The organism is Agrobacterium leguminum, assembly GCF_005144435.2.
Classification (GTDB): domain Bacteria; phylum Pseudomonadota; class Alphaproteobacteria; order Rhizobiales; family Rhizobiaceae; genus Agrobacterium; species Agrobacterium leguminum.
Genome location: NZ_CP120211.1, coordinates 670411 through 688992 on the forward strand (window position 1 = coordinate 670411; position 18582 = coordinate 688992).

Sequence of the window (18582 nt, forward strand, 5' to 3'; positions counted from 1 at the left end):
CTCCCGATGGCGTGTTTGCGCAGCCGATATGAGTAGTTGCCAATGAACGCCGAACCGATGAATCCCTTTCGCGGGATTAGCCTGAAGCTGATTTCGGTCGGCTTTTTTCTTGTCATGCAGACCTGTATCAAGGCCGCAGGCGATGTGCCTGCCGGCCAGATCACCTTCTTCCGCTCCGCTTTCGCCATTCTCCCGATTGTCGTCTATCTGGCGTGGCTGCATGCGCTGACCAGCGCGCTGCACACAAATAATCTTTTCGGCCATTTCAAGCGCGGTTTTCTGGGCATCCTGTCCATGGCCTGCGGCTTTTACGGGCTGACCATGCTGCCGCTGCCGGAATTCATCGCCATCGGTTATGCCTCGCCGCTTCTTGCCGTCGTTTTTGCCGCCGTCATCCTGCATGAAAAGGTGCGCATCTATCGCTGGAGCGCGGTCTTCGTCGGCATGACGGGCGTGCTGGTGATTCTCTGGCCGAAGATGACGCTTCTGCGGGAAGGCGGTTTTGCCGCAGGCGAGGGGCTGGGGGCCATTGCCGTATTGTGCGGTGCGGCGCTCGGCGGTCTGGCGATGATCCAGGTGCGGCAACTGGTGGAGACGGAAAAGACGCCGACCATCGTGCTCTATTTTTCGCTCACCGCCACCCTGCTGTCGCTTGTCAGCGTGCCCTTCGGCTGGAGCGCGTTGAGCATGTTGCAGGCCATGCTGCTGATCACCAGCGGCATCTGCGGCGGGGTTGCGCAAATCTTCCTGACGGAGAGTTATCGGCACGCCGAAGTCTCGGTCATCGCGCCCTTCGAATACAGCTCCATCATCTTCGGCATCGCGGTCTCCTACATTCTGTTCGGAGATATTCCCACGGTGACGATGCTGATCGGCACGGCGATCGTTATCCTCGCCGGTATCTTCATCATCTTCCGCGAGCATCAGCTGGGCCTGGCAAGACGGGCGGCCCGCAAGGCCTCGACGCCGCAGGGGTGAGGGAACCCAAATCAGCGCGTCTTGCCTGTTTCCAGGACAAGCGCGCAGCATTCTCAACCACCGAATTTCACGAAAAATGCTTCTCCTCCGTCATCCCGGCCTTGAGCCGGGATCCAGCCGACGCGGCTCTCACGCGCCGAGAAGAGTCTTTTCAGCCCAAGGACTTGGGCTGGCTGGATTCCGGCTCAAGGCCGGAATGACGGATTGGATGACGCATGGTGGAAGACAAGATTGAGAGTGCCGTTTTTCGTCTCAACCGGCGTTAACGGAAGAAGGGACGGCTGGGCGCGCACTACAACCTTGTGACTCGGTTCAAGACTTCGTCGCAACCTTTCGAAAAAAACCACAAAAGCAAAAGGCGCCTTCCCGAAGAAAGACGCCAGCGCGCAATCATATCTGTGGACCAGCGCTAGACTGGCCTGAGTGCTTCTCAGCGCTCGCGGAAATCCGCGAAGACTGCCGAGGGACGCGTCACGCGGACCTGCTGCATGGCAGCGCGTGCGGTCATCTGTTCGTTTGCGGCAGCGCCGAAACGATGGTAGCCCTGACTGGAGCGAGGGCCGAGGCCCGCCAGGCGGAGCGTTTCAAAGCCGGAATGTACCGGACGGAAGCGAGTGGTCATTGCCTTGGTTCCTTAAACCTATTCCTCCCAAGACATGCGGCCTATATCGCAGCGCAGCATGGATTCGGCAAGCTGAGCAAATGCGCCGCTGTTATGCGCATTGTGCATGGCTTTTTTCATAATTCATTTACATTGAGCAAGAATAAGGCAGTCAGCTTTCGGTAATCTTCGCCTGAAAAGCCAATAAATCCTGCCATGCCAATGACTTGCTGGCAGGCGCATTCAAAAGTTCCTGCGGATGCAGGCTGGCCAAAGCGGGCAAAATCAGGTGTCCGGCTGCGACATCACGCCACTGTCCGCGCAGCGTATGGATCGTGCCAGTGCCGCCAAAGAAGAAACGTGCGGTAAAGTTGCCGAGAAGCAACAGGTGTTTCGGCTCCGCAAGGGCGATCTGACGCTCGATGAAGGGCCGGCAGATATCCATTTCGGCCTGAGTCGGCGGGCGGTTGCCCGGCGGCCGCCAGGGCACGACATTGCCGAGCATGATGGCACTGCGCTGAAGCCCGATGGCCGCCAGCATGCGGTCGAGCAACAGCCCGGTCTTGCCGGCGAAGGGCAGGCCTTCGCGGTCGTCATCGGCATCCGGCATCGGGCCGATGACCATGATGGCGGAGGCGGGGTCGCCTTCGGTAAAAATCGTATTGCGCGCGCTGTTCTTGAGGTTGCAGCCGCTGAAACCGTCGAGTGCGGTTTTCAGCTCGGCAAGCGATCTTGCGCTTTCGGCTGCAAAACGCGCCGCCGCCACGGCCTGCTCGTCCGGCATGGCGACATTCTGCTGAATGGCGGGGGCCGCCGGTGCGCCGCGCGCCGGGGCGTTGCGCGTCGCCGCCTGCCGCTGAGGCGCATCGGCACGGCGGTCCGCCGGCCTTTCGATCTGGCGTGAAGCTGCTGCGGTCTCCTGCGCAGGCGCGGATCGGGCCGGGCGGGCGGCGGCAAATTCGGCGAAACGATCGACCGGCTTGTCTTCCAGCAGCCAGTCCACGCCCGCATCCGCATGGAAATGCAGGAGGGCGGCGAGTTCGGCCGGGGAGAGGTCGTGAGCGGCGATCATGGGCGGAAATTACCCCATGTTCCCGGCCCGGGAAACCCGCAAATCACACTGTCCAGCGCTGAATGTCGCCGCTTTCGCCGATCATGGCCAGACCATGGGCAATCGAGAGCAACTCGCCGCCGCTTTCGATGCGGTCGGCGTCAAAACGGCGGGTGAAAAGCTCTCGAACCGCCGGCACGAAGGAAGTGCCGCCGGTCAGGAACACCTTGTCGATGGCTTCGGGCGCGACTTTCGTCTTTTCCAGAACCTCGTCGAGCGCTTCTTCTATTTTGGCGAGGTCTTCGGCGATCCAGTTGTTGAAATCGCTGCGCTTCACCATCTTGCGGCCGGCCTTGCCCAATGGTGCGAAGTTGAATTCCGCTTCTTCCGCCGAGGAGAGCGCCATCTTGGTGGCGGAAATCGCCTGATAGAGGGGGTAACCCTCGTCATGTTCGACCAGATCGATGAAGAGTTCGAGCTTTTCCGGCTCCAGCGCCGAGCGCACCAGCGATTTGAGGTCGGTGAATTCCTTCGAGGTCTTGAAGATCGACAGCTGGTTCCAGCGACCGAAATTCACGTAATAGCCGGAGGGCACGTCCAGTACCTTGTCGAAGCTCTTGAACTTGCTGCCCTTGCCGATTTCCGGCGAGACCAGATTGTCGATCATGCGGAAGTCGAAATGATCGCCCGCCACGCCGACGCCGGAATGGCCGATGGGGGTGGCGGAAAGCTTGCCGGCATGGGTTTCGAAGCGGATCAGCGAATAGTCCGTGGTGCCGCCGCCGAAATCCGCCACCAGCACATTGGCGTCCTTCTTCAGGCTCTGGGCGAAATAATAGGCGGCCGCCACCGGCTCATAGACATAGTGGATTTCCGGGAATCCGGCCCGGGTGAGCGCCTCGTTGTAACGGGCGAGCGCCAGCGTTTCATCCGGATTGCTGCCGGCGAAACGCACCGGCCGGCCGGCGATGACGGTGGAGACGTCCCCCGGCCATTCCTCGCCCGCATAGGCCTTCAGCTTGCGCAGGAAAACGTCCATCAGATCCTCGAAGCTCTGGCGCTTGGCGAAGATCAGCGTGCCCTGAAACAGCGGCGAGGCGGCGAATGTCTTGATCGATTGCAGGAAACGGCAGTCGCCGGCATTGTCGATGAATTGCCGGATGGCGGCATGGCCGGCTTCCACATGCAGGGCGGCCGCACCAAGGCCGGCATCCTTCATGAAGGAGAGCGCCGTGCGCATGCTGTCATCCGTGCCCGCGCTGCTGGTGAAGCGCATGGACCGGCTGGCGCCGCCCGTGTCGGAAAGAGCCATGACCGTGTTGGTCGTGCCGAAATCGAGGCCGAGAGCCCGCTTTTGCGTCATCGCCATATCCTTGTTGCCGATAGAAACACCCGCCCGGCCTGAAAGGCGGCCCGGCGTGAAAATAAGGGATGCCTTTGGCACCCCGATGTCAGAGGAGGGCGGTTGATTGCACAGGCCCGATGGAATGGCAAGCTTTTCCCCCGCCGTTTTTCGCAGATTGACGGCAGCGTCTGCCGGGTAGGGAAGATGGTAAACGATCCGCCTCCGCACTCGTGAAAGAACGCGGCAGTTTTTTGACAATGTTCTTAGGGGTTTGTGGTTATGCTGGTAACGAAGCCGCTGCCGTGGAACAGCGCAATGGCAGCCGGCGCGCATGCATTGTTTTTTGTACTGGCGGAGCCCGACGATAAGGGTTTAACTCAACGCTCCCTTCGGTTTTGCCTGTCGCTTTGTCATCTGGAAAATTCAATGTCCCGCAAGACGACCAGTTCCAACTTCGACAATGTATCGCCGGATCATCCCGGCCTCGTTCGGGGCGATGCCGGCGTTTTCAACCGTCAGCTCATGAACCTTCTTGAGGCATCGCAGCAGGGCTATGCGCTGTTCGATGGCGAGGACAGGCTGTGTTTTGCGAATGCGGCTTTCCGCAAAGCGCTGGATGTCGCTCCGGATGAATTTCCAAGCTGGGTCGAGTTGATGCGTAGCGGCTACGGCAACTCCACCGGCACTGCAATCGAGACCTCCGACTTCGAAGTCTGGTTGCGTTCCGCCAGGACGAGGCGCGGCAAGCTGCCCTTCCGCACCATCGAGACCAGCCTCAATGACGGGCGCTGGATACTGACGACGGAAACGACTTTGCCGGGCGGCTGGATGTTGTGCGTCATCACCGATATTTCCGAACTCGGCATAGAGCTTCGCGACCTCAGACAGGAACGCGACAGGGCGCTCAAATCCGCCCTCTGCGACGAGTTGACGGGGCTCGGCAATCGCCGTTACCTGATGGACAATCTGGGTCACAGCCTCGGCCCCCACAAGGCGCAGGCGCTGGCACTGGTGCTGCTCGATATCGATCATTTCAAGAGTATCAACGATCGCTTCGGCCATGCATCGGGCGACAGGGTGCTGAAACATTTCGCCGAAAAACTATGCGCCGCCGCCGGCCGCGACGATCTCATCGGGCGTATCGGCGGCGAGGAGTTTCTGCTGGGGCTGAGCGGCGCGCGAATGCACAATGCCGAAAGCGTCGTCGAAGCCCTGTTTGCGTCGCTGCGGGAGGCCTCGCCGCTCGAACAGGTCCCGGATTTCCGTTACACCTGTTCGGCGGGCATTGCCTTCGTGCGCCCCGGCGATTGCGCGGCTGAAGCGCTGCGTCGGGCGGATACGGCGCTTTATCGGGCCAAGAATACGGGGCGCAACCGCTTCGTCATCCACGATGCGCCCGTTTGATAACGCGCCGTCGCGGCCTTAATTCGACTTCGCCGCGCCACCATCCACCCGCAGCATCGTGCCGGTGATATAGCTTGCCGGCACCGAGCAAAGAAAAGCGCCGGCGGCGGCGAATTCCTCCACCGTGCCGAGGCGGCCGGCCGGAATGCTCTTGACGGAAGCCTCGCGAATTTCCTCGACGCTTTTGCCCAGGCGCTTGGCGTTGGCCCCATCGAGTTCATCGATGCGGTCGGTATGGATACGGCCGGGCAGCAGCAGGTTGGAGGTGATGCCGAAACCGGCCACTTCGGAGGACAGCGTCTTGCTCCAGCCGACCAGTGCGCCGCGCAGCGTATTGGACAGCGCCAGGTTGGCGATCGGCTCGAACACGCCGGAGGAGGCGACGGTCAGGATGCGGCCGAACCCCTGTTCCTTCATCTGCGGCAAAAGCGCATTGGTAAGCGTGATGACGCGCAGCACCATCGACTGGAAGAAGGTATCCAGCTTGTCGGCCGTCATCTCCTGCGCAAGGCCCGGCGTCGGGCCGCCGGTATTGTTGACGAGAATATCGATGCCGCCGAGCTTTTCCCTGACGGCCTGAACCATGGCCTCGACGAAATTGTCCTCGGCCAGATCGCCCCAGACCCAGTCGGCCTTGCCCTTGCCGAGCGCATTGATCGCCTTGCAATTCGCCTCCAGCTTCTCACCGCTTCTGCCGACAAGAAGGACATGTGCGCCTTCTTTCGCCAGCGCGGTGGCAATGCCCAGCCCAAGGCCGCGAGAGGAGGCGAGAACGAGGGCGCGTTTGCCGGAAATGCCGAGATCCATGGGTTTTGTCCTGTCTTGTGAGTGCTCAATGTGCTGTTTATAGAGCATTTCCAGGAAAAGTGGACCCCGGTTTTCCGTCTGGAAATGCTACAAAACAAAGAGTTAGAGCGTTTTCTCGATTCGAGGAAAAGAGAAAGCGCTCCAGCAAGGCGGCGTCCGGTTTTGAAGGTAAAATACACGTCATGACAGAACAATCCCTGCTCAAATTCTCCATTGCCGTCACGGTTCTCCTGGCGCTCTTCGGCATCGGCGCAGGCCTGTTCTCCGGCTCCTTCGCCGTGGTTTTCGATGGTGTCTATGCGCTGACGGATGCTTTCATGACGGTGCTGGCGCTGCTTGTCGCGCGGCTGATCGCCGCTTCCGCCGCGCCGAAGCCCGGCGGCCGGCTGGTGGAGCGTTTCACCATGGGCTTCTGGCATCTGGAGCCGATGGTGCTCGGGCTTAACGGCACGCTCCTGATGGGGGCTGCGATCTACGCCCTCATCAATGCCGTCGACAGCCTGATGGATGGCGGCAGATCGATCGAGTTCGATTACGCCATCGTCGTCACCTTCGTCAGCTTCGCCGTCTCGCTCGCCATGGCATGGTTCGTCAAACGGCAGAACCGCCGGCTGAAATCCGCCTTCGTGGCGCTGGACGCCAAAAGCTGGCTGATGAGCGCGCTTCTGAGCATGGCGCTCTTCGTCGCCTTCGCCGTGGGTTACGGGCTCACGGGAACGGCGCAGGCATGGCTCGCACCCTATATCGACCCGGCCGTGCTGGCGCTGGTCTGCCTCGTCATCATTCCCATGCCGCTCGGCAATGTGAAACAGGCGCTCGCGGACATCCTTCTGGTGACCCCGCTGGAATTCAAGCAGCATGTGGACCGGGTGGCGGCCGAGACGGTGGAGAAATTCGGCTTTTCCTCGCACTATTCCTATGTCGCCCGCGTCGGCCGCGGCCGTCAGATCGAACTCTTCTTCATCGTGCCGAAAAACTGGCCGCCTCGGCGTCTGGAAGAATGGGACGCGATCCGCGACGAGATCGGCGATGCGCTGGGCGGCGAGGGGAGCGACCGCTGGCTGACGATCGTGTTCACGACGGATGAGGAATGGGCGGTTTGAGTGGGAAGGTCTGAGGGGCGGAGTTGCAGCCCCTTTGCGTCAACCGGGTATTGAGCGGCTACCGATCCATCGCGCAAAGCCCGTCGCAATTCTGGTTCATGAAGAGCGATTTCAACGCCTGCGCCTTTTCGTGTTCAAGCCCGGACAGCCCCGGCAAAATCGTGTCGATCTGGGTGGCCATGGCGGTTCGGTCGGCAAGGGAGGTCGCGGCGACCACGGGAATGGCGCTGGCATTGAGGGCGTTCAGCAAAATGAGCCGGTTCTCGGATCGCAAATCCGGTGAGCGCAGCATAAGGGTCAGTCCGGTAAACTGCTCCATGATGCCAAGGCGCATCTGGCGCAGGCCATCGCGGCGCGCCTTGTTCATCTGATCGGCAGGAAGCACGGCGACAAAATCGGCAATCGCCTCCAGCTGAGCCGCCTGGACATGTAATAGATAGGCTCCGGCGCGTGCGATTTCGTCCTGGTATTTGAACGTATTTGCCGCTGTGTCCGGAAGACTGCCGTTCTGTGGGGTAAACAGTGCATAGGTTTTAAGAACGGCGCCCGCATTCGCGCCTATGGCGATGAGCGCCGGAACATCGGCGGAGCGGTATGGCTGCCTGCCAAGGGTCCCCTCCACATTCCAGAGCCGGTCCAGCACCTTCGCATGAGCGGGGTTGGACAATCGCGGTAAATCCCCCTGCGCGCGCGTTTCCCGCGCGAGCGTGTCGAGGCCCTGAAATGCTGCGGCCGATTCGTTTTGATTGGCGGAAGAGACATCGGCCTTTGCCACCAAGGGCATCGCGCCAAACCAGGACAACAGCAACAGCGCGGGAATCAATCGCTTCAAGGTGGCGTTCTCCTCAATTGAACGAACGTTCTTTTTCATGGTGCATGACAGGTTTTATGGTGCCCGCAATTCGAGCGCAACATCAGGTAGCAATTCCGACGATCTGCCGGCCGGTTATAGTGGCCTGTTTTGCCGCTCAAGAAGTTCGACAAAGGCGTCCTGCTTTACGAAGACAGGATCCGGTAATTGCGATGTGGCGAATGGCTTGCGCCCCTTGCTGCGAATCGCGCAACCCGCTAGCTTTCAACTACAGGCTAGACCCAAGCCTCCCCCCTCCTTTCGGGAAAGCATCGCACATGCAGGGTGACGCCAAATCATCGAACCATCTGTTCGAGCATCGCATGAGGAGGGGTTGCGTTTCGGCTCGCAATGGAGGTCTTTGATGAAACTTTCTGCACCGATATTTCAGCTTAAACGCCGTGCAAAGCTCATGGCGCGAAACAATGATGTTCCACTGAACGAAGCGCTGGATCAGATCGCGCAAGAAGAGGGCTTTGCAAGGTGGAGCATGCTGTCGTCCCGGATGTCTTCCAGGCCACTTTCCGAAACGGTACTTTCCCGTCTCGATGCCGGCGACCTGTTACTGCTCGCTGGCCGACCGGGACAGGGCAAGACCATGCTCGGTCTTCAACTTCTGATCGATGCGGCCCGGGACGGCCGCAAGGCGTTTCTGTTTACGTTGGAATTGACCGAAAAACAGGCGGGAAAATATCTCCAATCGCTTGAAAGGGAGACTGACGGCTTCGCCAACCAAGTTCAGATGGTCACTTCCGATGAAATTAGTGCGGACTACATCATCGATCGGATGTCGGGGTCGCGACCGGGAACAGTCGCGGTGATCGACTATCTCCAGGCGCTGGATCAACAGCGGAGCAAGCCCGTTCTTTCCGAGCAGCTACGAGCCCTCGGTGATTTTGCGCGACGGTCAGGTTGCGTTCTGGGCTTCATTTCGCAAATCGACAGATCGTTCGATCCGGAAAGCAAGCGGCTTCCCGACATCCGCGATATTCGCCTTCCGAACTTCGTCGATCTCGGCCTTTTTAACAGGGCGTGCTTCCTCCACGACGGCGAAGCGCAACTTCAGGACGTCGCCTGATTGCCTGCCGCGACTTGACGGGTCGCGGCAGTCACACTCCTGAAATCTGGCTTCGGCATAGCGCGGAAACGTGCCTGAAACGAATGAGAAGACGGCAGCAAAATGCCACGTCGCTGTAGAAGTAATGTGAAACAGGCGCTGGCGGGCTACTTCTGACGCCCCGCTGGAATTCAGGCAGCATGTGGACCGGGTGGCGGCCGAGACGGTGGAGAAATTCGGTTTCTCCTCGCACTATTCCTATGTCGCCCGCGTCGGCCGCGGCCGTCAGATCGAACTCTTTTCTCATCGTCCCGAAAAACTGGCCGCTCCGGCGTCTGGAGGAATGGGACGCGATCCGCGACGAAATCGGCGATGCGCTGGGCGGCGAGGGGAGTGACCGCTGGTGGACGATCGTGTTCACGACGGATGAGGAATGGGCGGTTTGATGTTGGAGAGTGATTTTAGCTAAGTCGGCTTGGGGGCCGAAGCGGACACGGCCCGTCGCGAAAATGAGTGATTACGCAACCGCTATTCGCCAATGATACTCAACCATAAGACAACCGATAACTTTCGTAGAATCACAAACACTTCATGGCCAGAAGGGAGCGCCGTCCAGGCCTGTGGACTCCGGCAAGCCGCAGATCAGGTTTGCGTTTTGCACAGCCTGACCAGCCGCTCCTTTCCCGAGATTGTCGACCACGCCCATGGCGATCACTAGATTGCGTTCGGGATCGGCGGCATAGCTGATGAACGACAGGTTCGATCCGGTAGCCCATTTTGTCTGCGGGGGCCTGTCGGTCACGCGCACGAAGGCCCGGTCGGCATAGAAGCGTCGAGCCGCGTCGAGGCATTGCGCCGTAGTTGCTTGGCCCCTGCAGTAGATGGTGACGAGGATACCGCGCGTCATCGGGATCAGGTGAGGCGTGAACACCAGGCCATCCGCGCTGCCGCCGCTCAGCCGCTCGATGGTGCTGGCGATCTCGGGCATGTGGACGTGTTTGAGCAGACCGTAAGGAATAAGGTTCTCGTTGCTCTCGGCATAGCCGAATTTGTTATCGCCGCCGCCCCGACCAGCGCCGGATATGCCCGTCTTGGCATCGATCACTATGTTTCCGGGCTCGATCAGCCCATTGACCAGCAAGGGTGCCAATGCGTTTAGCGTCGCTGCAGGAAAACAACCGGGATTGGCTACGCGGTTCCGCCCCTTGATCTCGTCCGGCCAGATATCGGCCAAGCCGTATGCCCAGTTTTCGGCATAGCGGTGGTCACCGCCTATATCGATGATCTTCACGTCACCGGGTACACGCGCCAGCGCCTCGGCCGAAGTGCCCGTCGGCAATGATGCGAATAGTACATCGAGTTTCGGTAGAGTCGCGGGGTCCCATTTATCGATCACCAGATCGGCCAGTCGGGCAGGCACTCCGGGGAAGCGTTCAACCAAGATGCTGCCAGCACTGCCCTCGCCAGCCGCATATACGAGTTCGAAAGATGGGTGGCCCGCGATCAGGCGCATCGCTTCTCCGCCGCCAAAACCACTAATACCGACAATACCGGCGCGAATCTTCATTGTGCTGTCCTTCTGGAATTCGGATAAAATAAAACCCCCGAAGCCGAGGGCTGCGGGGGTTCAGGAAAGCGGGCCGGTGTCACTCCGGTGTGTGAAACCTATGTTGAGACGGTCACCACACAGACGGACGCTGATCGACGCGCAGCCCAAAGGCCTCCGCGTGGGTGCAGCGGCGTCGGCGTCGATCACAAAGGCTCGGGTTTCTGAACATGGCTTTGGCCTGTGACACCAGACCCATTGATAGTCAAGCTGAATGTTGACTGATCATTCATATGCGGCTGGCATTGATCATGCCCTCACACTTCTCGGGCCTAACGGCGAGACTGTGTGACACCTGTCAATGTCCGCTTCTGGCGCAAAACGGAAGCGCCGCCATTGATGAAGTTAGCCGAATGGGCGTTTCAGTTGCGGGGGTAGACGCGAGAGCGGCACAAATGCCGACTACCCTTGACGCCTACACTCTCAGCTTCTATTTAAAACTTACGTGAACGTAAAAGTAATAACGTAATCATCAGGTTGTCTGACAATCGACTGGCGTGCGACATGTTTTGCCGCTATAGAAGCTCGACAAAGGCGTCCGGCTTTGCGAAGACAGGCGCTGGTGGATGCGGTGTCGCGGATGGTTTTTTGACTGGCGCGGGCGATGCGCCGGGAATGCCGGAAAGCGGATATAACAACAGCCGGATGGGACCGGCGATGCGGAGAGGATGAGATGACGGAAGCGATGGAACTGCCCGAACGCGAAGCGATGGAATTCGACGTTGTGATCGTTGGCGCGGGTCCTGCGGGCCTTGCCGCCGCGATCCGGCTGAAGCAGGTGGAGCCGGAGCTTTCGGTTGTCGTTCTCGAAAAGGGCGCCGAAGTCGGCGCGCATATTCTCTCCGGCGCGGTGGTCGATCCGATCGGCATCGACAGGCTGCTGCCGGGCTGGCGCGAAGAGGAGGGGCATCCCTTCAAGACCGAGGTCAAGGACGACCAGTTCATGTTCTTAGGCCCGGCCGGCTCTATTCGCCTGCCGAATTTCATGATGCCGCCGCTGATGAACAATCACGGCAATTACATCGTCTCGCTTGGCCTCGTCTGTCGGTGGCTGGCGGAAAAGGCGGAAGGGCTCGGCGTCGAGATCTATCCGGGTTTTGCCGCAACCGAAGTGCTCTATGACGACGAGGGCGCCGTCATCGGTGTCGCCACCGGCGATATGGGCATCGAGAAGAACGGCGAGCCGGGCCCGAACTTCACTCGCGGCATGGAACTGCACGGCAAATATGTGCTGATCGGCGAGGGCGTGCGCGGTTCGCTCGCCAAGCAGCTGATTTCCAAATTCGATTTGTCCAGGGATCGCGAGCCGCAGAAATTCGGCATCGGCATCAAGGAACTCTGGCAGGTCAAGCCGGAGAAGCACAAACAGGGCCTCGTGCAGCATTCCTTCGGCTGGCCGCTCGGCTTCAAGACCGGCGGCGGTTCCTTCCTCTATCATCTCGAGGATAACCTCGTCGCCGTCGGCTTCGTGGTGCATCTCAACTACAAGAACCCCTATCTTTATCCCTTCGAGGAATTCCAGCGCTTCAAGACGCATCCGGCCATCCGCGAGACCTTCGAGGGCGGCAAGCGCATTTCCTATGGTGCGCGCGCCATCACCGAAGGCGGCTACCAGTCGGTGCCGAAGCTGACCTTCCCCGGCGGCGCGCTGATCGGCTGTTCGGCCGGTTTCGTCAACGTGCCGCGCATCAAGGGCAGCCACAATGCGGTGCTGTCGGGCATGCTGGCGGCGGAAAAGATCGCCGTGGCGATTGCCGCCGGCCGCGCCCATGACGAGGTGGCCGAGATCGAGGCTGAGTGGCGCGACGGCGATATCGGCAAGGACCTGAAGCGGGTTCGCAACGTCAAGCCGCTCTGGTCGAAATTCGGCACGCTCATCGGTGTCGGCCTCGGCGGCCTCGACATGTGGACCAACCAGCTGTTCGGTTTCTCCTTCTTCGGCACGCTGAAGCACGGCAAGACGGATGCGCAGAGCCTGGAACCGGCCTCAAAGCACAAGCCGATCGCCTATCCCAAGCCGGATGGCGTTTTGACCTTCGACCGGCTGTCTTCGGTGTTCCTCTCCTCCACCAACCATGAAGAGGACCAGCCGGTGCATCTTCAGGTGAAGGACATGGTGCTGCAAAAACTGTCCGAGCACGACGTCTTTGCCGGCCCTTCGACGCGTTATTGTCCGGCCGGCGTTTACGAATGGGTGGAGAAGGACGGCGAGGAAGTCTACGTCATCAACGCCCAGAACTGCGTGCACTGCAAGACCTGCGACATCAAGGACCCCAACCAGAACATCAACTGGGTGCCGCCGCAGGGCGGCGAGGGGCCGGTTTACGCCAATATGTGATGGCGATTACGGCCGAAGCCTTCTCTTCCGTCATCCTCGGGCCTGTCCCGAGGATGACGTCGAGCGTGGGAAGACCGCTCGCAATCACTCTGAGCCATTGTGTCATGCGGCCGGGAGTGACGACATTTGCGGAACGGGCAGACCTCTGATCGAAGAGCTCATTTCCCACGACGCAGACGCGCCGTGACTGGATGCCGGATCAGGTCCCTACATGACGGAAGAGCAGCGTCCACAGCCCGTCTCCCCGTCAGTATTTGTGGATTGCTCTTCGATTTCTTACATATAGGATGTTGGGGTGTTGCATGGTCGCGTGGCCCGTGGATTGTGGTTCGGCGATGCGGTAACGCCTTGAATGTGCATATGGTCCTAAGTGCCGTCGCCCGACGACAGGGAGTGAAGGAATGTCCGGCTTTCAAAGGCTGAATATCGTGCGGAAGACAGGGTTCGTTGCCGGTGTGGCGACGCTTGCGATGATTGCCGTTTCTTTCAGCGGCGGTCCGCTGGTGGCCGCAAGCTGCCGTACCGACGCCATGGCCGGCATCGACTGGCGCGAATGCAACAAGCGCCTGCTGATGCTGGGCGGCAGCAATCTCGATTCGGCAATGCTTTACGGCACGGATTTCACCTATACCGACCTGCGCGGTTCTTCGCTGAAGGGCGCCAATCTCGAGAAGGCCAAGCTTATCCGCACGGCCCTTGGCGAGGCGAACCTGCAGGGCGCCAATCTGACCAAGGTGGAAGCCTATCGCAGCGATTTTTCCGCCGCTGACGCCACCAACGCCAAATTCGTCAATGCTGAAATGCAGCGGACCAAATTCGAAAACACCAAGCTGGACGGCACGGATTTCACCAAGGCTGAACTCGGCCGCGCCGATTTCGAGGGCGCGACACTGAACGACTCGAAATTCTCCCTGACCAATCTGTCGCGGGCCCGTTTCGGCGGCGCCAAGCTCGGCGGCCCGGTGGATTTTACCAGCGCATTCCTGCTGCTGACGAGGATCGAAGGGCTCGATCTTTCCATGGCCACCGGCCTTGATCAGAAGCAGATCGACATTGCCTGCGGCGACGCCAAGACCAAATTGCCGAACGGTCTCACCGCGCCGGCCTCCTGGCCGTGCCCGGAAGATCCGGACGACGATTGACAGGAATAGCCGGGCGTTTTTGCGCTCGGCCCAAACATCTCCATAAGCGGAAGAGAAGCGTCCGCGATGCGGACGCCTCACCGGCGATCAGAAGCCCGAAAGCACGATCTTGCCCTTGGCCCTGTTGCTCTCGATCAGCGCATGCGCCTTGATGAGATTTGCGGCATTGATGGTGCCGAAAACCTCGGTCAGCGTCGTCTTGATCTTGCCGGCATCGACAAGCCCGGCCACATGGTTCAGCAGCCTGTGCTGCTCGATCATGTCAGGCGTCTGAAAAACGGCGCGGGCGAACATCATTTCCCAATGGATCGATACGCATTTGCGCTTGAAGGCCATGACGTCGAAACCGCCGGCCGGATCGTCGATTAGCGCGAAACGGCCCTGTGGCGCGATGGTCGCCACGCTGTCGGCGGCATGAAGGTCGCTATGGGTGGTGGAGAAGACAAAGCCCGGCGCACCGAGACCGAGCGCCTCCACCTGCGGGGCTATCGGCTTGCTGTGATCGATGACGTGATGCGCGCCGAGTTCCTTCACCCAGGTAATCGTCTCGGGCCGTGAAGCGGTGGCAATGACGGTGAGATCGGTCAACGCCCGCAGAAGCTGGACGGCGATGGAGCCGACGCCGCCCGCGCCGCCGATAACCAGAATGGCGTTGGCCGCGCCCGGAACCGGCTCTTTCACCCGCAGCCGGTCGAACAGCGTCTCGTAAGCGGTGATGGCGGTGAGCGGCAGCGCGGCGGCTTCCTCGAAATTCAGGGACTTCGGCTTTGCGCCGACGATACGTTCATCGACCAGATGGAACTCGCTGTTAGAGCCGGGGCGGTTGATGACACCGGCGTAAAACACCTCGTCGCCCGGTTTGAACAGCGAGGCCTTGTCGCCGACGGCCTTCACCACGCCCGCCGCATCGAAACCGAGCACGCGGGGTTGGCCATTTTCCGGCGACTGGTTGCGGCGCACCTTGGTATCGACGGGGTTCACCGAAACGGCCTTCACTTCCACCAGAATATCATGCCCCTTCGCTTCCGGCTGGGGCAGGTCGATATCGACAAGGGCGTCTTTCGCGGTGATGGGCTGGCTGGTCCTGTAACCGATGGCGCGCATGAACAGTCTCCTTTGCTTGTTTGCGTGCCTCTTACTTGATACATATGAACATCGATCGCAAGAATGCACATTTTGTGATGATACATACAAAAAGGATACTGTTATGTCGCGACCGCGCGCCAAGCTCACCGGCAACTTTCCCGGCTGCCCGGTGGAATCGGCTTTAAGTTTCCTCGATGGCAAATGGAAGGGCGTGATCCTCTATCACCTCATCAATGAGGGCACGCTGCGCTTCAACGAGTTGCGCCGCCATATTCCCAGCGTCACCCAACGCATGCTCACCAAGCAGCTGCGCGAACTGGAAGAGGCCGGCCTGATTTCCCGCACCGTCTTTCCGGTGGTGCCGCCACGCGTGGATTATGCGCTGACGCCGCTCGGCGAGACGATGATACCGGTGATCTCGGCGCTGAAAAGCTGGGGCGACGCCCATGTCGTGTGCAGGAACGGCGAGAAATATACCCGCCTTCCCGAAGCGAAGGAAAAGGCCGCCTGAAAAATCACGGGTAAAAGCGCACCCTTTCGCGCGCCTTTTTCATGGTGCGATGCAACATGTATTTGCCCCGATTGATGCATAATGCTGCGATCTCGATTCGCAGCAGGGACATCAGGACACATGAGCATCGGTTGGTTGGAGGCCGCATTTCTCGGCTTTTTGCAAGGGCTTACGGAATTTCTTCCGATTTCTTCAAGCGCGCATCTGAGGATCGCCGGGGAGCTCCTGCCCTCCGGCGCGGATCCGGGAGCCGCCTTCACCGCGATTACGCAGATCGGCACCGAAGCGGCCGTGCTGGTCTATTTCTGGTCGGATATCATGCGCATTGCCATCGCCTGGCTCCGGCAGAACTTTCGCCTCGGCGAGTATAACAAGGCCGATGCCCGGCTCGGCTGGCTCATCATCATCGGTTCCGTGCCGATCGTCTTTCTTGGCCTGTTCTTCAAAGATGCCATCGAGCACTCGCTGCGCAACCTTTACATCACCGCCGTGATGCTGATCGTCTTCGGCATCGTTCTCGGCGTTGCCGATAAAATCGGTGAGAAGCGTTACAAGCTGAACCAGCTTATTTGGCGCGATGGCATCCTGTTCGGTTTCGCGCAGGCCATGGCGCTCATCCCCGGCGTTTCGCGCTCGGGCGGCACCATCAGCGCCGGCCTGCTTTTAGGCTATACCCGCGAGGCGGCGGCGCGTTATTCCTTCCTGCTCGCCGTTCCCGCCGTCTTCGGCTCCGGCTTTTACCAGCTCTTCAAAAGCATCGGCGAAGACAATCCGGTTGGCTGGGGTCCGACGGGGCTCGCGACCCTGATCGCCTTCGTTGTCGGTTATGCCGTGATCGTCGTCTTCCTCAAGCTCGTCTCCACCAAGAGCTACATGCCCTTCGTCTGGTACCGCGTGGTCATTGGTTTTATTTTGCTTGGACTGCTCGGAACGGGCGTGATCAACGCGGGTGGGTGATTAGGGCTTTGTCGATTGAAACGACGCTTTTGGCAAAGTTGCATCATCCGCACTCCGTCACCCCGGACTTGATCCGGGGTCCAGCGCGATCAAGTCCGGCATGACGGAGGAGAGATTATTCTGTGCCCTAAAAAGTTGAAGGCCCGCTCTTCGGAGCGGGCCTTTCGTTTTTTACAGCAACGTACCGCTCAAGATCACCAGCGCCACCGAGAAGTAGATGATGAGCCCGCTGACATCCACCAGCGTCGCGACGAAGGGGGCAGAGGCGCTGGCGGGATCGAGCCGCAGGCGCTGCAGCACGAAGGGCAGCATGGAACCGGCGAGCGAACCGAAGGTGACGATGCCGACGAGCGCCGCGAAAACGGTGGCGCCCACCAGCAGCCAGTGCTCGCCATAGTCATAAAAGCCGGCCTGCTGCCAGAGGCTCAGACGCAGGAAGCCGATGGCGCCCAGAATGCAGCCGAGCGTCAGGCCCGTCGGGATTTCCCGCAGCAGCACTCGCCACCAGTCGGAAAGCTTCAGCTCGCCAAGCGCCAGCGCCCGGATGATGAGCGAGGTGGCCTGCGAACCGGAGTTACCGCCCGAAGACATGATGAGCGGAATGAACAGCGTCAGCACCACGGCCTTTTCCAGCTCGCCCTCGAAATGCTGCATGGCGCTGGCCGTCAGCATTTCACCGAGGAAGAGCGCTGCGAGCCAGCCGGCGCGCTTGCGGATCATGTCCGGAAAACCGATCGTCATATAGGGCTTGCCGAGCGCCTCCATACCGCCGAACTTGTGGGCGTCTTCCGTCGTGTCGGCGATCATGGTGTCGATCACGTCGTCAACGGTGACGATGCCGAGAATATGCGAACGGTCATCGACGACGGGCAGGGCCAGAAGGTCGTGCTTGCGGATCAGCCGGGCGACATCCTCCTGCGACATCAGGGGGCTGGCGCAGACGATGCCTTCCTTCGATGCGACGGAGAGGATGGAGGCGCCGGCTTCGCCGGTCAGCAGGCGGCGCAGCGTCACGACGGTGGAGAGCGTTCCGTCCTCAGCCAGCACATAGATGGCATAGACCGTTTCACGCGACCGCTCGACGACGCGGATGTGCGAAAGGGTCTGTTCCACCGTCCAATTGTCCGGCACGCTGACGAATTCCGTGGTCATGATCGAGCCGGCGGTACGCGGCGGATAACCCATCAGATGCTGGATGGAGAGCGCTGTCGTGCGGTCCAGCCGGGAAAACAGCTTTGCCCGTGGCTCTTCTTCCATTTCCGCCATGACGTCGGCCACCCGGTCGTCAGACATCAGATTGACGAAGCGGGCTGCCTGTTCGACAGGAATATGGGCGATGATGGCGGCTGCGCCATGCAGTTCCGGCCGGTCGAGAATGGCGACAGCCTTTGCCTGCGGCATGGCGAGAAGGGCGGTTGCGGCTTCGCTGACATCAAGCGTGTTGAGGTGCTCGACGCGTTCGGCGATGGTGGTGGAGGAACCGGCGTTTCCGCTACGAAGAAGACGTGCGGCCTTGCTGGCCCTCTGGGAGAGGTTGTGGAAGTTCATGATTGCTCACCTTTCCGTCGATTCGCCGATCACGGCGAACGCGGTGGTGAGCCGACAGCGGTCGGATCAGTTCACGTTCGCCGGTCTCGGCAAAGGCAATCGACTGCTACTGTCGCTAGACATCCAATGATGCTCCGTTGAAATCCGCGCCGTGCCGGTCGGCATGCGCGTAAGGCCGTGTTGCGCCTGAAACCGAAA

The 18582-nt window shown here is 60.2% G+C and carries 16 protein-coding genes and 1 pseudogene; 9 read left to right on the top strand and 8 right to left on the bottom strand.

The genetic code is table 11. The features are described 5' to 3' along the window. Positions 1 to 42: 42 nt before the first annotated feature. Entirely contained in the window at positions 43 to 978 is a 936-nt protein-coding gene (locus CFBP4996_RS03295) for a DMT family transporter (RefSeq protein WP_080852433.1), read from the top strand. Positions 979 to 1408: 430 nt separating this feature from the next. On the opposite strand, the gene CFBP4996_RS03300 is transcribed toward CFBP4996_RS03295, so the two are convergent. From CFBP4996_RS03300 to CFBP4996_RS03310, 3 genes are all read right to left on the bottom strand, one after another. Further along, positions 1409 to 1600 carry a hypothetical protein gene (locus CFBP4996_RS03300; protein ID WP_003509784.1) on the bottom strand — a complete coding sequence of 64 codons (192 nt, stop codon included), beginning with the start codon at positions 1598 to 1600 and terminating at the stop codon, positions 1409 to 1411. A 151-nt stretch (positions 1601 to 1751) separates the two neighbouring features. Continuing rightward, positions 1752 to 2651 carry a uracil-DNA glycosylase gene (locus CFBP4996_RS03305; RefSeq protein ID WP_080852432.1) on the bottom strand — a complete coding sequence of 300 codons (900 nt, stop codon included), beginning with the start codon at positions 2649 to 2651 and terminating at the stop codon, positions 1752 to 1754. 43 nt (positions 2652 to 2694) lie between these two features. Next, positions 2695 to 3993, bottom strand: a complete 1299-nt coding sequence (locus CFBP4996_RS03310; RefSeq protein ID WP_080818772.1) for an Hsp70 family protein — start codon at positions 3991 to 3993, stop codon at positions 2695 to 2697. 408 nt (positions 3994 to 4401) lie between these two features. On the opposite strand from CFBP4996_RS03310, the gene CFBP4996_RS03315 reads away from it, so the two are divergent. Next, positions 4402 to 5379 (top strand): sensor domain-containing diguanylate cyclase, encoded by a 978-nt coding sequence (locus CFBP4996_RS03315; RefSeq protein WP_162935901.1) that lies wholly within the window; start codon positions 4402 to 4404, stop codon positions 5377 to 5379. Between the two features lie 18 nt (positions 5380 to 5397). Here the strand turns inward: CFBP4996_RS03315 and CFBP4996_RS03320 are convergent, their stop codons facing one another. Then, positions 5398 to 6186: an SDR family oxidoreductase gene (locus tag CFBP4996_RS03320; RefSeq protein WP_078054243.1), complete on the bottom strand. Its 789-nt coding sequence runs from the start codon at positions 6184 to 6186 to the stop codon at positions 5398 to 5400. A gap of 182 nt (positions 6187 to 6368) precedes the next feature. Here CFBP4996_RS03320 and CFBP4996_RS03325 point away from each other — a divergent pair, with 182 nt between their 5' ends. Next, complete coding sequence (locus CFBP4996_RS03325; protein ID WP_003524087.1) at positions 6369 to 7289, top strand: cation diffusion facilitator family transporter; 921 nt, start codon at positions 6369 to 6371, stop codon at positions 7287 to 7289. A gap of 58 nt (positions 7290 to 7347) precedes the next feature. Here CFBP4996_RS03325 and CFBP4996_RS03330 read toward each other — a convergent pair whose 3' ends face one another. Further along, a complete protein-coding gene (locus tag CFBP4996_RS03330) occupies positions 7348 to 8160 on the bottom strand; it encodes a hypothetical protein (protein WP_245310899.1) in 813 nt (270 codons plus the stop codon). Between the two features lie 343 nt (positions 8161 to 8503). Between CFBP4996_RS03330 and CFBP4996_RS03335 the strand changes: the two genes are divergently transcribed. Both CFBP4996_RS03335 and CFBP4996_RS03340 read left to right on the top strand, forming a co-directional pair. Next, positions 8504 to 9217 carry a DNA helicase gene (locus CFBP4996_RS03335; protein WP_080852431.1) on the top strand — a complete coding sequence of 238 codons (714 nt, stop codon included), beginning with the start codon at positions 8504 to 8506 and terminating at the stop codon, positions 9215 to 9217. 123 nt (positions 9218 to 9340) lie between these two features. Continuing rightward, a pseudogene (locus CFBP4996_RS03340) lies at positions 9341 to 9642 on the top strand (cation transporter); the annotation flags it as partial. 143 nt (positions 9643 to 9785) lie between these two features. Here CFBP4996_RS03340 and argC read toward each other — a convergent pair. Next, complete coding sequence (argC, locus tag CFBP4996_RS03345) at positions 9786 to 10763, bottom strand: N-acetyl-gamma-glutamyl-phosphate reductase (protein ID WP_137396225.1); 978 nt, start codon at positions 10761 to 10763, stop codon at positions 9786 to 9788. Between the two features lie 712 nt (positions 10764 to 11475). On the opposite strand from argC, the gene CFBP4996_RS03350 reads away from it, so the two are divergent. Together CFBP4996_RS03350 and CFBP4996_RS03355 are read left to right on the top strand one after the other, a co-directional pair. Then, entirely contained in the window at positions 11476 to 13140 is a 1665-nt protein-coding gene (locus CFBP4996_RS03350) for an electron transfer flavoprotein-ubiquinone oxidoreductase (RefSeq protein ID WP_080852429.1), read from the top strand. 401 nt (positions 13141 to 13541) lie between these two features. Next, positions 13542 to 14282, top strand: a complete 741-nt coding sequence (locus CFBP4996_RS03355) for a pentapeptide repeat-containing protein (RefSeq protein WP_080852428.1) — start codon at positions 13542 to 13544, stop codon at positions 14280 to 14282. Positions 14283 to 14369: 87 nt separating this feature from the next. Here CFBP4996_RS03355 and CFBP4996_RS03360 read toward each other — a convergent pair whose 3' ends face one another. Continuing rightward, the gene (locus tag CFBP4996_RS03360) at positions 14370 to 15386 is read right to left on the bottom strand and encodes a zinc-binding alcohol dehydrogenase family protein (protein ID WP_080852427.1); all 1017 of its coding nucleotides are present in this window, start codon (positions 15384 to 15386) and stop codon (positions 14370 to 14372) included. A 103-nt stretch (positions 15387 to 15489) separates the two neighbouring features. Between CFBP4996_RS03360 and CFBP4996_RS03365 the strand changes: the two genes are divergently transcribed. Both CFBP4996_RS03365 and CFBP4996_RS03370 read left to right on the top strand, forming a co-directional pair. Next, positions 15490 to 15879 carry a winged helix-turn-helix transcriptional regulator gene (locus CFBP4996_RS03365; RefSeq protein WP_003524094.1) on the top strand — a complete coding sequence of 130 codons (390 nt, stop codon included), beginning with the start codon at positions 15490 to 15492 and terminating at the stop codon, positions 15877 to 15879. Between the two features lie 120 nt (positions 15880 to 15999). Beyond that, positions 16000 to 16836 (top strand): undecaprenyl-diphosphate phosphatase, encoded by an 837-nt coding sequence (locus CFBP4996_RS03370; protein ID WP_080852426.1) that lies wholly within the window; start codon positions 16000 to 16002, stop codon positions 16834 to 16836. Between the two features lie 171 nt (positions 16837 to 17007). Here the strand turns inward: CFBP4996_RS03370 and mgtE are convergent, their stop codons facing one another. Beyond that, positions 17008 to 18384: a magnesium transporter gene (gene mgtE, locus CFBP4996_RS03375; protein ID WP_080852425.1), complete on the bottom strand. Its 1377-nt coding sequence runs from the start codon at positions 18382 to 18384 to the stop codon at positions 17008 to 17010. Positions 18385 to 18582: the final 198 nt, after the last annotated feature.

Coding starts and splice junctions, on each gene's coding strand:
- CFBP4996_RS03295 (WP_080852433.1), top strand. CDS start 43: ATGAACGCCGAACCGATGAATCCCTTTCGCGGGATTAGCCTGAAGCTG.
- CFBP4996_RS03300 (WP_003509784.1), bottom strand. CDS start 1,600: ATGACCACTCGCTTCCGTCCGGTACATTCCGGCTTTGAAACGCTCCGC.
- CFBP4996_RS03305 (WP_080852432.1), bottom strand. CDS start 2,651: ATGATCGCCGCTCACGACCTCTCCCCGGCCGAACTCGCCGCCCTCCTG.
- CFBP4996_RS03310 (WP_080818772.1), bottom strand. CDS start 3,993: ATGACGCAAAAGCGGGCTCTCGGCCTCGATTTCGGCACGACCAACACG.
- CFBP4996_RS03315 (WP_162935901.1), top strand. CDS start 4,402: ATGTCCCGCAAGACGACCAGTTCCAACTTCGACAATGTATCGCCGGAT.
- CFBP4996_RS03320 (WP_078054243.1), bottom strand. CDS start 6,186: ATGGATCTCGGCATTTCCGGCAAACGCGCCCTCGTTCTCGCCTCCTCT.
- CFBP4996_RS03325 (WP_003524087.1), top strand. CDS start 6,369: ATGACAGAACAATCCCTGCTCAAATTCTCCATTGCCGTCACGGTTCTC.
- CFBP4996_RS03330 (WP_245310899.1), bottom strand. CDS start 8,160: ATGAAAAAGAACGTTCGTTCAATTGAGGAGAACGCCACCTTGAAGCGA.
- CFBP4996_RS03335 (WP_080852431.1), top strand. CDS start 8,504: ATGAAACTTTCTGCACCGATATTTCAGCTTAAACGCCGTGCAAAGCTC.
- argC (WP_137396225.1), bottom strand. CDS start 10,763: ATGAAGATTCGCGCCGGTATTGTCGGTATTAGTGGTTTTGGCGGCGGA.
- CFBP4996_RS03350 (WP_080852429.1), top strand. CDS start 11,476: ATGACGGAAGCGATGGAACTGCCCGAACGCGAAGCGATGGAATTCGAC.
- CFBP4996_RS03355 (WP_080852428.1), top strand. CDS start 13,542: ATGTCCGGCTTTCAAAGGCTGAATATCGTGCGGAAGACAGGGTTCGTT.
- CFBP4996_RS03360 (WP_080852427.1), bottom strand. CDS start 15,386: ATGCGCGCCATCGGTTACAGGACCAGCCAGCCCATCACCGCGAAAGAC.
- CFBP4996_RS03365 (WP_003524094.1), top strand. CDS start 15,490: ATGTCGCGACCGCGCGCCAAGCTCACCGGCAACTTTCCCGGCTGCCCG.
- CFBP4996_RS03370 (WP_080852426.1), top strand. CDS start 16,000: ATGAGCATCGGTTGGTTGGAGGCCGCATTTCTCGGCTTTTTGCAAGGG.
- mgtE (WP_080852425.1), bottom strand. CDS start 18,384: ATGAACTTCCACAACCTCTCCCAGAGGGCCAGCAAGGCCGCACGTCTT.